This is a genomic window from Nocardioides pacificus (assembly GCF_054775955.1).
Genome location: NZ_BAAHCI010000011.1, coordinates 131816 through 146404 on the forward strand (window position 1 = coordinate 131816; position 14589 = coordinate 146404).

Consider the following 14589-nt stretch of genomic DNA (forward strand, 5'->3'; position numbering starts at 1 on the left):
GGGCAGCACCGTGGCCAGACCCTCCGTGGCCAGGCCCTCCGTGACCCGCGCGCAGGTCACGGGGGCCGGCCGGGTCGTCGTCAAGGTCGGCTCCTCCTCGCTGACGACCGCGGCAGGCGGCATCGACCTCGGTCGCCTCGAGCGGCTCGTCGACGTGCTCGCCGCCGTACGCGCCCGGGGGACCGAGGTCGTGCTGGTGTCCTCGGGGGCGATCGCCGCGGGCCTGGCTCCGCTGGGCCTGAGCTCGCGCCCTCGTGACCTCGCGACCCAGCAGGCCGCGGCGTCGGTGGGCCAGGGGCTGCTGGTGAGCCACTACACGAAGTTCCTCGCCGGTCACGGCATCACCACCGGTCAGGTGCTGCTCACGGTCGACGACGTGGTCCGCCGCGCGCACTACCGCAACGCCTACCGCACCTTCGCGCGGCTGCTCGAGCTCGGCGTGATCCCCATCGTCAACGAGAACGACACGGTCGCGACCGGAGAGATCCGCTTCGGCGACAACGACCGCCTGGCCGCGCTGGTCGCCCACCTCGTCCACGCCGACCTGCTGGTGCTGCTCTCCGACGTCGACGGCTTGTACGACGGCAACCCGGCCGAGCCGGGCACCTCGCTCATCGCGGAGGTGGCGGCCGGTGACGATCTCGCCGGCATCCGGATCGGCAGCACCGGCTCGGCCGGCGTCGGCACCGGCGGCATGGTCACCAAGGTCGAGGCCGCACGCATCGCGACGGGGGCGGCGATCCCCGTGGTGCTCACCTCGGCCGACCAGGCCGGTGCGGCCCTGGCGGGCGACCCGGTGGGCACGCTGTTCCATCCCACGGGCCGGCGCCGCCCGACCCGACTGCTGTGGCTGCGCCACGCCACCGAGCCCAAGGGCACGCTGCAGCTCGATGCCGGTGCGGTGCGGGCGGTCGTGGAGCGCCGCGCCTCGCTGCTCGCCGCCGGTGTCACGGGCGTCACCGGCCGGTTCGTCGGCGGCGACCCCGTCGACCTGGTCGACCCCGAGGGACGCTCGGTGGCGCGCGGCCTGGTCAACTTCGACTCCGACGAGGTGCCCAGCCTGCTCGGCAAGACCAGCCATGTCCTCAAGCAGGAGCTGGGCGCCGGCTACGAGCGCGAGGTCGTGCACCGCGATGACCTGGTCCTGCTCGGCCGTGGCTGACGCCGTACTCTGGACGATGCCATGACCGCCCCCTCACCTGTGCCCCACCTGCCCGGCAGCCGGCTCTCCCCAAGTCGGCCAGCAGAGAGCCGGCCCGCAGAGGGCCAGCCCAGTGTCTACCTCGACCACGCCGCCACCACGCCGATGCTGCCGGCCGCGGTCGAGGCGATGACCGCACAGCTCGGGGCGGGCAACCCCAGCTCGCTGCACGCCTCGGGACGCCGTGCCCGCCGCGTGGTGGAGGAGTCGCGCGAGACCATCGCGCGGGCGCTGGGGTGCCGGCCCGGCGAGGTGGTGTTCACCTCGGGTGGCACCGAGGCCGACAACCTGGCGGTCAAGGGCCTCTACTGGGCCCGACGCACCGCCGATCCGCGACGCACCCGCATCCTCGCCAGCTCCGTGGAGCACCACGCCGTCCTCGACCCCCTGCACTGGCTCGAGGAGCGCGACGGCGCCCGGGTCGAGCTGCTCGGCGTCGACGAGCACGGCCGCCTCGACCTCGACGCCCTGCGGGACGCGATCGAGCGGGACCCCGGCTCCGTGGCGCTGGTGAGCGTGATGTGGGCCAACAACGAGGTCGGCACGCTCCAGCCGATCCCGGAGATCGTCGAGATCGCCGCGGCCCACGCCATCCCCGTCCACACCGACGCCGTCCAGGCCATCGGCGCGGTGCCGGTCGACTTCGCGGACTCGGGCGTCGACGCACTGACGCTGACCGGGCACAAGGTGGGCGGTCCCTACGGCGTCGGCGCGCTCGTCGTACGCCGCGAGCTCGAGCTCACGCCGCTGCTGCACGGCGGCGGCCAGGAGCGCGACGTGCGCAGCGGCACCATCGACACCCCGGCCATCGCCGGGTTCGCCGCCGCTGTCGAGCACGCCGTGCAGCACCAGCCCGACCACGCCACGCGGCTCTCCGCGCTGCGCGACCAGCTCGTCGAGCGGATCCGCACGGCCGTGCCGGACGTTATCTATGACGGCGACCCGGTGCGCCGTCTGCCCGGCAACGTCCACCTGCGCTTCCCCGACTGCGAGGGCGACTCGCTGCTGATGCTGCTCGACGCCCGTGGCATCGAGTGCTCCACCGGCTCGGCGTGCTCGGCCGGGGTGCCCCAGGCATCGCACGTGCTGCTCGCGATGGGCTGCGACGACGAGGACGCCCGCAGCTCGCTGCGCTTCTCGCTGGGCCACACCACGACCCAGAGCGACATCGACGCGCTCGTCGAGGCGATCGCTCCCGTGGTCGAGCGGGCCCGCGCCGCCAACCGCAGGGTGCGCTGATGCGCGTCCTCGCCGCCATGTCGGGGGGAGTGGACTCCGCCGTCGCCGCCGCGCGCGCCGCCGAGGCCGGCCACGACGTCACCGGCATCCACCTGGCGCTCTCGCGCAACCCCCAGTCCTACCGCACCGGAGCGCGCGGCTGCTGCACGATCGAGGACTCCAACGACGCCCGGCGTGCCGCCGACGTGATCGGGATCCCCTTCTACGTCTGGGACATGAGCGACCGCTTCCACGAGGACGTGGTCGAGGACTTCATGGACGAGTACGCCGCGGGGCGCACGCCCAACCCGTGCCTGCGCTGCAACGAGAAGATCAAGTTCGCCGCGGTCCTGGACCGGGCGCTGGCCCTGGGCTTCGACGCGGTGGCCACCGGCCACTATGCGCAGCTGCGCGCCGGCGCGGACGGGCTGATCGAGATGCACCGCGCCGTCGACCACGGCAAGGACCAGTCCTACGTGCTCGGGGTGCTCGACCAGGACCAGCTCGCCCACTCGCTCTTCCCCCTGGGCGGCTCCACCAAGACCGACGTCCGTGCCGAGGCCGCCGAGCGCGGGCTGCTGGTCGCGGACAAGCCCGACAGCCACGACATCTGCTTCGTCGCTGACGGCGACAACGCGGGGTGGCTGCGCGAGAAGCTGCCGCAGCGTCTGGGCGAGGAGCAGGCCCGGCAGCTGTCAGGGGACATCGTGGACGCCGACAGCGGCGAGGTGCTGGGCACCCACGAGGGCACCTACGGCTTCACGATCGGTCAGCGCAAGGGCCTGCGGCTCGGGGTGCCCGCACCGGACGGCAAGCCGCGCTTCGTGCTCGACATCGAGCCGGTCTCGGGCACGGTCCGGGTCGGCCCGCGCGAGGCGCTGACCGTCGACCGGATCAGCGGCATCCGGCCGCGCTGGTGTGGGTCGGTCCCGACCGAGCCGCTGCACGGCAGCGTCCAGCTGCGCGCCCACGGCGACGAGCACCGCGCGGTCGTGCGCGTCGACGGTGACGACGTGCACATCGAGCTGCTGGACCCCGCGACCGGCATCGCGCCCGGCCAGGCCGCCGTCGTCTATGACGGCACCCGCGTCGTCGGCTCTGCGACGATCAGCGCCACCGCTCGCAGCGAGGCCCTCGCATGAGCTCCTTCACCGCCCGGGCCACCGGCGTCGGCTCGATGCCCGGCGACGACGCCACGGCGTACGGCGAGGCGGTGCGGATGGTGCTCGGCGAGCTGCCCGACCTACCCCACCTGCCCGAGCTCCCGGGGCGCGGCATCACCGCCGGGATGACCGGGCGTGCGCTCGCGGTGGTCTCGGGCATCGGCGCCGACCTGCAGCCCGCCGGTTGGCGGCTCACCGATGCCGCCGGGGTCGACCACCGCCGGGCACGGAGCCTGCTGGCCCAGGACCTCGACACCCTCGAGGAGCAGGCGCAGGGCCACACCGGTGTCTTCAAGATCCAGGTCGCCGGACCCTGGACGCTCGCCGCGACGGTTGAGAAGCCGCGCGGGGACAAGGTGCTCTCCGACCACGGCGCCCGTCGCGACCTCGCCCAGGCGCTGGCGGAGGGGGTGCGCTCCCACGTCGCCGACGTCCGCCGTCGGGTGCCCGGCGTGGAGCGGCTCGTCGTCCAGGTCGACGAGCCCGCGCTCGCCGCAGTGATGACCGCGCGGATCCCGACGGCGTCCGGCTTCGGCCGGCACCGCACGATCGACCGGCCGGAGGCCTCCGAGCAGCTCGGCTGGGTGCTCGACGCGATCTCCGAGGCGGGAGCGGAGCCGTGGGTGCACTCCTGCGCGCCCGGGACGGACCTCGCTCTGGTCCGCGGCGCGGGCGCACGAGGGCTCAGCGTCGACCTCGACCAGATGTCGGCCGCGGACTTCGACGTGCTCGCCGAGGCCCTGGAGACGGGCGACACCGTCGCGTTCGGCATCGTCCCCTCGAGCGATCCTGAGTCCGCTCCCGACGACGCCCAGCTCACCGAGCGGGTGCTGCGCTGGCTCGACATGCTCGGACTGGACCAGGCCGAGGTGGGGGACCGCATCGTCGTCACCGGGACCTGCGGCCTCGCCGGCGCCTCGTGGGACTGGGCACGGCGCGCGCTGCGGCTGCAGCAGACGGTGGCTCGCAACCTCTCGAGCTGAGCAGGCGCGGGTCGACGGGGCCGTCATCTGGCAGGCTGACCTCGACCAGCGCACACCAGGGGGATGACGATGACCGACCCGAGCCCCGCTCCCGCCGTACTCGCTGCCGACCGGTGTCCGCCACCACCTACGGCCGCCTGGCTGGTCGGCGTCCTGGCGATCATCGAGTCGATCGCCTACATCCGCGACGAGGGACCGGCTGAGCCGGACAGTGGGCTGGTGGTGTCCATGGTGCTCACTGCCGTCGTGGTGGCCTGGGTCGCTGGTGGGGTCATGGCGGGGCGGCCCATCCGACTCGCCGTCGCCGTCCTCATCCTGGGCTTCAGTGTCGTCTTCGATGCCATCGGGCTGTTGCTGGGACAGCCCGAGGACCTGTGGCCATTGCTCCACCTGGCGCTGGGCGCGGCGTCGCTCACCGCTCTGCTGGCGTTGGTGGCGAGCCCCTATCACGCGTGGCAGCGCGCGCACCACGACACCTCCGGCGTCGATCTGGGGAGCATCCTGGTGCTGGCTGCCGTGGCCGGCCTGCTCGGGCCGGTCTCACCCGACGGGGATGGGCCGGACGGGGATGGGCCGGACAGGAATGGACCGGGCAGGGGTGGCTTCCACGTGGAGATCAGCCTGTAGTGGGTACCGGTCGTCGGTCAGGCACACCGACGACGAAGGAGGCCACCATGGCGGACCTGAGTGGCAAGCGGATCGCGATCGTCGCCACCGACTACTTCGAGGAGCCGGAGCTCACCGAGCCCCGCGACCGGCTCGCCGCGGCCGGCGCAGAGGTGAAGGTCTACTCGACCGGCACCGAGCCGCTCCAGGCGATGCAGAACGACACCGACAAGACCATCACGGTCCCCGTCGACGGCACTCTCGACGAGCTCGACCCGGCCTCGGTCGACGCCGTCATCATCCCCGGCGGCACCGTCAACGCCGACCGGCTGCGCACCGAGGAGCGCGCCCAGCAGATCGTCCGGGCCGTGCACGAGGCGGGCAAGCCGCTGGCGGTGATCTGCCACGGACCGTGGCTGCTGGTCTCGGCCGGCCTCGCCTCGGGCAAGCGGCTGACGAGCTTCCCGAGCCTCGCCGACGACATCCGCAACGCCGGCGGCACGTGGGTCGACGAGGAGGTCGTGGTCGACGCCAACCTGATCACGAGCCGCAACCCCGACGACCTGCCGGCATTCATCAAGGCAGTGGAGGACGCGCTCGGCTGAGCCTGCTGTCCAGCGACGCTGGTGCGCGACGAGGGCCGCCCCGGTGACCGGGGTGGCCCTCGCGCGTCGTACGACGTGTGCGCTGGTCGAAGTGGAGCTCAGCCGACGTGGACGCCCTCGGGGCCGTCGGTCGCCAGCTCCTGGTGCTTGACGTCGAGGAAGAGCCAGACCACCAGCGAGGCCAGCAGGGTCATGCCCGCGCCGACGAGGAACGCCGTGGTGGCGCCGTCGGTGAAGACCTGCTGCTGGGCGATCTCCTGCATCGCCGCGATCTGCCTCTCGGTCGGAGCGGGGCCGCCGGCCGCCATCGCCGCCTCCGACGCCTTCGCCAGCTTGTCGCCCGTGGAGGTCCAGACCTGGGTGGCGACGGTGGCCAGGGTCGCGAGACCCAGGGCGCCACCGACCTGCTGCATCGTGTTGAGCACGCCCGAGCCGATGCCGGAGTCGGCCGCGCGCACGTGGTGCACGGCCGTCAGGGTGAGCGGCACGAACGTGAGGCCCATGCCCAGCGACATCAGCACGATGAACGGCAGGATGTCGGTCGCATAGCTGCCGCTCACGTCGCTGACCGGGAAGGCCGTGTCGTAGGGGAGCCGCGAGAAGCCCAGCAGCGCACTGGCGGAGAGCAGCGTGCCGACCCCCGCGAGGTAGCGGGGGTTGACCCGGTTGATCAGGTTCGAGGAGATACCAGCAGCGAGCACGATGCCGACCGAGAACGGCAGGAACGAGAAGCCGGTCCGCAGCGGTGAGTAGTCCATGACGTTCTGGACGTACTGCGAGAGGTAGAAGAACATCGCGAACATGGCGGCCGGCATCAGCATCATCGCGACGAAGCTCGCCGCCCGGGTGCGGTTGGCGAAGATGCGGAAGGGCAGCAGCGGGTGCTCCGCGCGCGACTCGATCAGGGCGAAGAGGGCGAGCAGCGCGACGCCGGCGATCAGGCTGACGAGCGTGACGGTGTCGGTCCAGCCCTCCTCAGCGGCGCGCGAGAGGCCGTAGACGACCCCGAGCAGACCGAGCGTGCCGGTGAGTGCGCCGGGGACATCGAGCTCGCCGGGGTGCGACTCGGACTCGGCGAGCACCCTGACGGACGCGATGGCGGCGACGACGCCGATGGGCACGTTGATGAGGAAGGTCAGTCGCCAGCCCTGGATGTCGGTGCCGAGGAACTCCATGCCGGACCCGGTGAGCCAGCCACCGAGGATCAGGCCGACCGCGGCGCCGGCGCCGGACATCGCGGCATAGATCGCGAAGGCGCGGTTGCGCTGGGGGCCGGCCGGGAACGTCGTGGTGATCAGCGCGAGGGCCGCGGGCGAGGCGAGTGCCGCGCCGAGGCCCTGGAGCCCACGGGCCGCGAGCAGCGACTCCTGGTTCCACGCGACACCGCCGAGGAGGGAGGCGACGGCGAAGACGAGCAGGCCGATCATGAACACCTTGCGGCGCCCGTAGAGATCGCCGAGGCGGCCACCCAGCAGGAGCAGGCCGCCGAAGGCGAGGGCGTAGCCGGTGACGATCCAGGTCAGTCCGCTGTCGCTGAAGTCGAGGTCGGCCTGGATGTAGGGGAGGGCGATGTTGGCGATGGTGGAGTCGAGGACCACCATCAGCTGAGCGATCGAGATGATCACCAAGGCCCACCCGAGGTGCGAGTGCTCACCCGGTGCTCGGGCCACCTTGGTGGTGGAGGCGGTGTCGGTCATGAGAGTTCCTTGGAGGAGTGGGGCCGGTCTGCCGGGAGGGTGGCCGGTGGGGCGTCCGGACGGGCGGCCGGGAGGATGATCTGGTCGATGACGCGCGCAACGCGCTCGGGCGTGGGCTGCTCCCCGAGCACGATCAGGCGGTGGATGAGGATGCCCGCGAGGGCGGGACCGAGCAGGTCGAGGTCGAGGTCCTCGCGGACCTCGCCCCGAGCCGCCGCGCGCGAGTAGATCTCACGGGCGGTGTCGAGCTTGGGGGCGACCACGCGCTCGCGGAACTGCTCGGCGAGTGCCGGATCGCGGTGCAGGGCGGTGATGAGCCCGGCGAAGGCGGCATTGGACTCCGGACCCATCAGGCCCCCGAGACCGCAGAAGGCCTCGAGCAGGTCGCCGCGCAGGCTCCCGGTGTCGGGTGTGTGCGGAGCCGACTTCACCTGCAGGACGGCGTCGATCACGAGGCTCGCCTTGTCGTCCCAGCGACGGTAGAGCGTCGCCTTCGAGGCCTTCGCCGCCGTGGCCACCGCGTCCATCGTCAGCCGGTCGTAACCGACGTCGGAGAGTACGGCGAGCGCGGCGCGCAGGATCTCGACCTCGCGATCGCCCTCGACGCGCGGGCGAGCGACGGTGGTGTCCTCGGGGAGGTCGGGGCTGATCGGCACGGGGGTCCTTCGGGTGGAGGCGGAGGAGCGGAGCGGCGATGCGTGAACGCCACATGAAACGAAACTGTTTCGTTCTGTCCGCAACATTGTCCAGGTGGGATCCATTCCCCGTCATCTGATTTTCTGTCGGGGTGGGTGCCAGTGTCGGCGGGTCGCAAGGAGAGAGGCGATGACGTCGGACCCCAAGGGCGACGGAGTGCGGTTCTTCGGCGGTTATGAGGTCGTCGAGGGCGAGCCGGCCGAGGTCGCTGCCGCACGTGATGTTGCGGGGCAGGGTGAGCCAGGTGACGACCGCTGCGGCGTGTGCGGGGGAGCCCCGGCCCCGTGGCGACACGCGGCCCAGACTCCGGCGGGCGCGCCCCTCGCCTCAGCGGCCCGGTGGGACCTGTGCGCCACGTGCCATGACCTCGTGCTGAGCGCAGGCGTGGCAGCCCTGGCCGAGCGCTTCGTGCTGGAGGGCCTCGATCCGGCTCAACGCCTCGAGCTCGCCAAGCGCCGGCGCTGACGACCCAGACCCGCGTCCCTCGCTGCTCGAGCAGGGCGCGCCACCCTCGTTGGTCGAGCAGGTTGCGCAGCAACCGACGTCGAGACCCGACCCTGTGGACAGTTGATGGGCCGCCAGAAAAAGTTTCGAATGTTGTCCACTATTCGAGCCCAGAGCAGGTCAAACCGGGGTGCATTGTCGGTGGCACCTGTTTGAGTGATCTGCATGGCGACGACCCCGAACGGCCCCGACGACACCGACTCCGGTGCCATCGGTGGCGCGGTCGGGATGGTCGGTCTGGCCGACCGTGCCCTGACCGGGCTGGACTCCGTGCTGTGGGCGACCCGCCCGTGCGATGACCTCCTCGAAGGCGTCGCCGCGTTGGAGGCGCTGCGCGCCCACGTGGCTGCCCTCGAGGCCGAGTTGTTGGCCGAGGTCCATGCACGCGCCGCGGCGAAGACCGAACTGGCGTGGGCCTCAACCGGCGACTGGTTCACCCACCTCGCCGGCCTCCGCCGCGCCCAAGGCAAACGGGCGGTCGACCACGCCGGCCTGTTGCGCGGTGAGCGCCGCGCCACCCTCGAAGCGCTACGTCGTGGGGACGTGTCGCCCGAGCAGGCAGCGGTGATCGTGGAGGCCATCGAACAACTGCCCACCAACCCGCAGCTCCGTGCCGAGGCCGAGGCTCTGTTGTTGGCCGAGGCTGGGGTGTTGGATGCCTCCGAGCTCGCCAAAGCAGCCCGCCACCTCATCCACGTCATCGACCCCGAGCGCACCGAACGCGACCTCGAGAAGGCCCTCGATCGCGAGGAACGCGCCGCCCACCTCGACCGGTTCCTGTCCATCGTCGATGACGGCGCCGGCGGTGTCCGCGTGAAAGGCCGGGGGTCGGTGGAGGACGCCGCCATCCTCAAGGCAGCGCTCCTGCCACTCACCAAGCCGCAACCGGCCGTCGACTCTGGTGAGGAGAACGGCACCGGTGATGGCGGTTGTAGTGGTGAGGTGATCGATCCCCGCGACCACGGCGCACGCTTGTGGGATGCGTTGATTCAGAACGCCCAGCACGGCCTGGACACCGACCAGGCCCCCGAGTGCCACGGCGCCCGGCCCCGGGTCACGGTCACCATCGACTACACCGCGCTCACCGGCCACCTCGACCGGACTGCGCCCACCACCCTGGAGGGTGGGATCGACTGGCCGCTGCTCGGACTCGATCACACCGGCCTTGCCGCGGACCTGGCTGCCGGGCTGGGGGTCACCGACGAAGGACTCACGATCTCCGCGGCCACAGCACGGCGTCTGGCCTGCGACGCGGATATCACCCCGGTCGCGCTGCCTCACCCGTTGAGTGGCGGCAGTGAGCGGCTTGATGTCGGCCGGGTCCACCGCTTGGTCACCCCGGCGTTGTGGCGGGCTCTCGTCGTCCGCGACCGGCACTGTGCGTTCCCTGCCTGCACCCGGCCGCCGGTGATGTGCCACGCCCACCACATCACCCACTGGGTCGAGGGCGGCCCTACATCGTTGGACAACATGGTGCTGCTGTGCGGGCACCACCACCGCACCATCCACCACACGCCCTGGGAAGTACGGCTCAACCCCAGCGACGGGCTGCCCGAGTTCCAGCCACCCCCACGACGGCGACACCGAGACCCCGACCGACCACCGGCCCAGCCACCTGACTGGGTTCGGCACCGACCACGCCGCGAATAGCACCCGGTGAGCACTGGGGATCTCGATGTCGGGCGCTGCGCGCCCTGCTCGATCAACGGGTCTCGACGTCGGTTGCTGCGCAACCTGCTCGACCACCGAAGGCGACGGGCGCAACCTGCTCGACCACCGAAGGCGACGGGCGCAACCTGCTCGACCACCGAAGGCGACGGGCGCAACCTGCTCGATCAACGAGGCGGAGTGGCGCGCCCTGCTCGCGAGAGCGGGACCCCGCTGCCTAGACACCTGTCCACTCAGTGCTCACGGCCGCACACGGAGCCGAGGCGCTCTGCTTGGCTGTCGGGCATGACCGCCTTCGTCGTCCGCTACGACTTCCGTGCGCCGGGGGCGACACCCGACGAGCGGCGTGAGCACTACGCACGCGCCCTCGACCAGGCGGCGTACGTCGACGGGAACGGCCTCGACGCGATCACGCTGTCCGAGCACCACGCGACCGACGACGGCTATCTGCCCTCGCCGCTGGTTGCGGCGGCCGCAGTCGCGGGCCGGACCGAGCGGATCCCGATCAGCATCTCCGCGCTGCTGGCCAACCTCAGCGATCCGCTCCGGCTGGCCGAGGACATCGCAGTGCTGGACCACATCAGCTCCGGGCGCGTGAGCCTGACCCTGGGGCTCGGCTACCGGCGCGAGGAGTACGAGATGTTCGAGCGCCCCTGGAAGAGCCGGGGTCACGACATCGAGGCCGCGATCGAGGTGATGCTGCGCGCCTGGTCGGGGGAGCCGTTCGAGCACGAGGGGCGGACCGTACGCGTGACTCCCATGCCCTACTCACGACCGCACCCCTTCCTGTTCTACGGCGGTGGTTCCGCCCCGGCTGCGCGACGGGCGGCGCGCCTGGGCCTCGGCTTCGCGCCGCAGGTGGCGGACCGCGAGCTGGCGCAGCTCTACCGCGACGAGTGCGTCGCCCTCGGCCAGGAGCCCGGGATGGTGGTGCTGCCGCCTGCTGGCCCGGCGACGGTGTTCTGCAGTGCCGATCCCGACGAGTTCTGGGAGCGGTGGGGGAGCCACCTGCTGGCCGACGCGCGCGCCTACGACAGCTGGCACGGCGAATCGATGTCGTCCTTCGTGCGCGACGCCTCCACGTCGATCGAGCAGCTGCGCGCCGGTGAGGTCTATGCCGTCCTGCATCCCGACGACCTGGTCGAGCGGTGCCGCAGCCGAGAGGTCCGCCTGGTCACCAGCCACCCCCTGTGCGGCGGGATGCCGGCCGAGCCGTCGTGGGCCAGCCTGCGCCTGGTCTGCGAGACGGTGCTGCCGGCGGTCCGGGCGCAGAAGTCAGGCTGAGCGCGAGCTCCGGCGACGCCAGGTCAGTCGGTCAGGAGCGCCAGCGAGCGGCTGACGGCGACGTCGTTCCAGGCTCGCACGCCCTTCAGCAGGTAGTGACCGACCGGCCCCATGTCCTGGAACGCAGCCGACGCCGCCACGCTGAGGGCCCGCTCCACGTAGGCGCGCGTCGCGATCGGCGAGGTGATCTCGTCGGCCGTCCCGTGCGCCCCGACCAGGTGCCGTCCCGCCAGGGTCCGCACCGTCTCCCCAGGCGCCCACCAGGGCGCGAGCCCGACGACGCCGACCACCGACGCGTCGTCCGCGACGTGGACGGCGGTGCGGCCGCCCATCGAGTGCCCGAGCAGTACGACGGGCACGGCGCCGTGCGCGCGTCGTACCTCCTCCAGCGCCCAGCGGGCGTCCGGCACGGGGTCGCCGTCGTTCCAGCCGCGCACCCGGTGGCGCAGCAGCCAGGCGCTGACGCCGGCGGCGCGGACGCGGCCGGCGATGACGCGATGCATGGCAGCCGTGCGCAGGAACGAGGCGCTGCGCAGGTCGACCGGGAGGTCGGAGTGCTGGAGGCCGCCGTGCAGCATCAGCACCACGCCGCGCGGGGTGCCGGACACGTCGGCGCGGCGCAAGGCGGGGGACGGCTGGGGCCGGCCCGAGGCCGACGGCGAGGAGGGACGGAGCACGAGGACAGGATGCCCGAGCGCCCCTGAGCGGGAGCAGGCGGCCGAGGGCGAACTGCGACCGGGGAGGGCGTGGCGGTGTCGGTGCCGCACGGCAAGATGTCCCCATGACTTCATCCGGGGTGTCGGAGGCTTCCGACCAAGCGCGCGACCGGCACAAGGAGCTCAGCGAGGAGGTGGAGGAGGCGCGCTGGCGCTACTACGTCCTCGACTCGCCCACGCTCTCGGACGCCGACTTCGACCGCAGGATGCGCGAGCTCGAGGAGCTCGAGGAGCAGTTCCCGGAGCTGCGCACACCCGACTCGCCCACCCAGAAGGTCGGGGGGGCGGTGTCGACGGAGTTCACCCCCGTCGACCACCTGCAGCGGATGGAGAGCCTCGACAACGCCTTCTCCCTGGAGGAGCTCGCCGAGTGGCACGCCCGCCTGGCCCGCGACGGCGTCGAGTCGCCGGCGCTGCTGTGCGAGCTCAAGGTCGACGGGCTCGCGATCAACCTGCTCTACGAGAAGGGGCGACTGGTCCGCGCCCTCACGCGTGGCGACGGGCGCACGGGTGAGGACGTGACACCCAACGTCAAGACCATCGACTCCATCCCGCACCGCCTCACCGGCACCGACGAGTTCCCGGTGCCGGAGCAGGTCGAGGTGCGCGGGGAGGTGTTCCTCCCCGTCGAGGCCTTCGAGCGGCTCAACGTGGCGATGACCGAGGCCGGCAAGCCGGTCTTCGCCAACCCGCGCAACGCGGCCGCCGGCTCACTGCGGCAGAAGGACCCGCGCGTCACCGCCACCCGTGCCCTCGGGATGGTCTGCCACGGCATCGGTGCCAGGAAGGGCTTCGAGCCCACCTCCCAGTCGACGGCGTACGACGCGCTGGCGGCGTGGGGCCTGCCGGTGTCCGAGCGGGTGCGCGTGCTGCCCGATCTCGAGAGCGTGCGGGAGTTCGTCGAGCACTACGGCGAGCACCGGCACGAGGTGGAGCACGAGATCGACGGCGTCGTGGTCAAGGTCGACGACGTGCGGCTGCAGCGCCGGCTGGGCTCCACCAGTCGGGCGCCGCGGTGGGCGATCGCGTTCAAGTACCCGCCCGAGGAGGTCAACGCCAAGCTGCTGGCGATCGAGGTCAACACCGGCCGCACCGGCCGGGTCACGCCGTACGGCGTGATGGAGCCGACGCGCGTGGCCGGCTCGACGGTCGAGATGGCCACCCTGCACAACGGCCACGAGGTCAAGCGCAAGGACGTGCGACCCGGCGACACCGTCATCCTGCGCAAGGCGGGCGACGTGATCCCCGAGATCGTCGGTCCGGTGCTGGCACTGCGGCCCGAAGGGCTGGCGGAGTGGGTGATGCCCACCGAGTGCCCCGCCTGCGGGACGCCGCTGGCCCAGCAGAAGGAGGGTGACAAGGACCTGCGCTGCCCCAACCACCAGAAGTGTCCGGCGCAGGTGCGGGAGCGGACCTTCCACGTCGCCGGCCGGGGTGCGTTCGACATCGAGGGGCTGGGCTACGAGGCCGCCACCGCTCTGCTCGACGCGGAGGTGATCACCGACGAGGGCGACGTGTTCGACCTCGACGAGGACAAGCTGCTGCGCACCGAGCTCTTCACGCGCGCCGCCAAGAAGTCCGAGGGGGAGGGGCGGGTGCTGTCGGCCAACGGGCGTCGCTTGCTCGACAACCTCGACAAGGCCAAGCAGGTGCCGTTGTGGCGGGTGCTGGTCGCGCTGTCGATCCGTCACGTCGGACCGACGGCGGCGCGAGCCCTGGCGCAGGAGTTCGGGTCGATGGACGCGATCCGCGAGGCCGACCTCGACAAGCTGGCGGCCGCCGAGGGGGTCGGACCGACCATCGCCGAGTCCGTCGTGCGGTGGTTCGAGGTCGACTGGCACGCGGGCATCGTCGACAAGTGGCAGCGCGCCGGCGTCGCGATGGCCGACGAGCGCGACGAGTCCGTGCCGCGCACGCTGGAGGGGATGAGCATCGTGGTGACCGGGTCACTGGAGCGGTTCAGCCGCGACCAGGCCAAGGAGGCGATCCTCGCCCGCGGGGGCAAGGCCGCCTCCTCGGTGTCGAAGAAGACCGCGTTCGTGGTGATCGGCGACTCGCCGGGGTCCAAGGCCGACAAGGCCGAGCAGCTCGGCGTGCCGATCCTCGACGAGGAGGGCTTCGAGAGGCTGCTGGCCGACGGGCCGAGCGCCGTGGCCCCGGCCGAGGGGGCGGAGGCAGGTGGGTCCGAAGCTGGGTCCGAAGCTGGGGACGCGTAGAGCCTGCCCGCGACCGGTGCGCTGACTCCGGT

General features: G+C 72.1%; 13 protein-coding genes. 10 read left to right on the plus strand and 3 right to left on the minus strand.

Annotated elements, in window-relative coordinates; translation table 11 throughout:
- Positions 1-10: 10 nt before the first annotated feature.
- The 6 genes from proB to ACYU7L_RS14270 all read left to right on the plus strand — a co-directional run bounded on the left by proB (position 11) and on the right by ACYU7L_RS14270 (position 5776).
- On the plus strand, positions 11-1162 hold the full coding sequence (gene proB / locus ACYU7L_RS14245) for a glutamate 5-kinase (RefSeq protein WP_460797759.1): 1152 nt from the start codon (positions 11-13) through the stop codon (positions 1160-1162).
- A gap of 21 nt (positions 1163-1183) precedes the next feature.
- Positions 1184-2440, plus strand: coding sequence for a cysteine desulfurase family protein (locus ACYU7L_RS14250; RefSeq protein WP_460797761.1), 1257 nt, complete (start codon positions 1184-1186; stop codon positions 2438-2440).
- Complete coding sequence (gene mnmA / locus ACYU7L_RS14255) at positions 2440-3561, plus strand: tRNA 2-thiouridine(34) synthase MnmA (RefSeq protein ID WP_460797763.1); 1122 nt, start codon at positions 2440-2442, stop codon at positions 3559-3561. The genes ACYU7L_RS14250 and mnmA overlap by 1 nt, the downstream gene beginning before the upstream one ends.
- Positions 3558-4565: a uroporphyrinogen decarboxylase/cobalamine-independent methonine synthase family protein gene (locus ACYU7L_RS14260; protein WP_460797765.1), complete on the plus strand. Its 1008-nt coding sequence runs from the start codon at positions 3558-3560 to the stop codon at positions 4563-4565. The genes mnmA and ACYU7L_RS14260 overlap by 4 nt, the downstream gene beginning before the upstream one ends.
- 69 nt (positions 4566-4634) lie before the next feature.
- On the plus strand, positions 4635-5192 hold the full coding sequence (locus ACYU7L_RS14265) for a hypothetical protein (RefSeq protein WP_460797767.1): 558 nt from the start codon (positions 4635-4637) through the stop codon (positions 5190-5192).
- Between the two features lie 47 nt (positions 5193-5239).
- Positions 5240-5776, plus strand: a complete 537-nt coding sequence (locus ACYU7L_RS14270; protein WP_460797769.1) for a type 1 glutamine amidotransferase domain-containing protein — start codon at positions 5240-5242, stop codon at positions 5774-5776.
- Positions 5777-5874: 98 nt separating this feature from the next.
- Here the strand turns inward: ACYU7L_RS14270 and ACYU7L_RS14275 are convergent, their stop codons facing one another.
- Both ACYU7L_RS14275 and ACYU7L_RS14280 read right to left on the minus strand, forming a co-directional pair.
- Positions 5875-7473 carry an MFS transporter gene (locus tag ACYU7L_RS14275; RefSeq protein WP_460797771.1) on the minus strand — a complete coding sequence of 533 codons (1599 nt, stop codon included), beginning with the start codon at positions 7471-7473 and terminating at the stop codon, positions 5875-5877.
- Positions 7470-8129 (minus strand): TetR-like C-terminal domain-containing protein, encoded by a 660-nt coding sequence (locus ACYU7L_RS14280; protein WP_460797774.1) that lies wholly within the window; start codon positions 8127-8129, stop codon positions 7470-7472. The genes ACYU7L_RS14275 and ACYU7L_RS14280 overlap by 4 nt, the downstream gene beginning before the upstream one ends.
- A 169-nt stretch (positions 8130-8298) precedes the next feature.
- Between ACYU7L_RS14280 and ACYU7L_RS14285 the strand changes: the two genes are divergently transcribed.
- The 3 genes from ACYU7L_RS14285 to ACYU7L_RS14295 all read left to right on the plus strand — a co-directional run bounded on the left by ACYU7L_RS14285 (position 8299) and on the right by ACYU7L_RS14295 (position 11625).
- Entirely contained in the window at positions 8299-8634 is a 336-nt protein-coding gene (locus ACYU7L_RS14285) for a hypothetical protein (RefSeq protein WP_460797775.1), read from the plus strand.
- A gap of 204 nt (positions 8635-8838) precedes the next feature.
- Entirely contained in the window at positions 8839-10323 is a 1485-nt protein-coding gene (locus tag ACYU7L_RS14290) for an HNH endonuclease signature motif containing protein (protein WP_460797777.1), read from the plus strand.
- 303 nt (positions 10324-10626) lie between these two features.
- Positions 10627-11625: an LLM class flavin-dependent oxidoreductase gene (locus tag ACYU7L_RS14295; protein ID WP_460797779.1), complete on the plus strand. Its 999-nt coding sequence runs from the start codon at positions 10627-10629 to the stop codon at positions 11623-11625.
- Between the two features lie 23 nt (positions 11626-11648).
- Here ACYU7L_RS14295 and ACYU7L_RS14300 read toward each other — a convergent pair whose 3' ends face one another.
- Positions 11649-12302, minus strand: coding sequence for an alpha/beta hydrolase (locus ACYU7L_RS14300; protein ID WP_460797781.1), 654 nt, complete (start codon positions 12300-12302; stop codon positions 11649-11651).
- A 104-nt stretch (positions 12303-12406) separates the two neighbouring features.
- Here ACYU7L_RS14300 and ligA point away from each other — a divergent pair, with 104 nt between their 5' ends.
- On the plus strand, positions 12407-14557 hold the full coding sequence (gene ligA / locus ACYU7L_RS14305) for an NAD-dependent DNA ligase LigA (protein WP_460797783.1): 2151 nt from the start codon (positions 12407-12409) through the stop codon (positions 14555-14557).
- The last annotated feature ends 32 nt before the right edge of the window (positions 14558-14589 follow it).

Excerpts from the sequence above, each read along its gene's own strand:
- ACYU7L_RS14270 (WP_460797769.1), top strand. The coding sequence starts at position 5,240 with ATGGCGGACCTGAGTGGCAAGCGGATCGCGATCGTCGCCACCGACTAC.
- ACYU7L_RS14250 (WP_460797761.1), top strand. The coding sequence starts at position 1,184 with ATGACCGCCCCCTCACCTGTGCCCCACCTGCCCGGCAGCCGGCTCTCC.
- ACYU7L_RS14260 (WP_460797765.1), top strand. The coding sequence starts at position 3,558 with ATGAGCTCCTTCACCGCCCGGGCCACCGGCGTCGGCTCGATGCCCGGC.
- ACYU7L_RS14265 (WP_460797767.1), top strand. The coding sequence starts at position 4,635 with ATGACCGACCCGAGCCCCGCTCCCGCCGTACTCGCTGCCGACCGGTGT.
- ACYU7L_RS14275 (WP_460797771.1), bottom strand. The coding sequence starts at position 7,473 with ATGACCGACACCGCCTCCACCACCAAGGTGGCCCGAGCACCGGGTGAG.
- mnmA (WP_460797763.1), top strand. The coding sequence starts at position 2,440 with ATGCGCGTCCTCGCCGCCATGTCGGGGGGAGTGGACTCCGCCGTCGCC.
- ACYU7L_RS14285 (WP_460797775.1), top strand. The coding sequence starts at position 8,299 with ATGACGTCGGACCCCAAGGGCGACGGAGTGCGGTTCTTCGGCGGTTAT.
- ACYU7L_RS14295 (WP_460797779.1), top strand. The coding sequence starts at position 10,627 with ATGACCGCCTTCGTCGTCCGCTACGACTTCCGTGCGCCGGGGGCGACA.
- ligA (WP_460797783.1), top strand. The coding sequence starts at position 12,407 with ATGACTTCATCCGGGGTGTCGGAGGCTTCCGACCAAGCGCGCGACCGG.
- ACYU7L_RS14290 (WP_460797777.1), top strand. The coding sequence starts at position 8,839 with ATGGCGACGACCCCGAACGGCCCCGACGACACCGACTCCGGTGCCATC.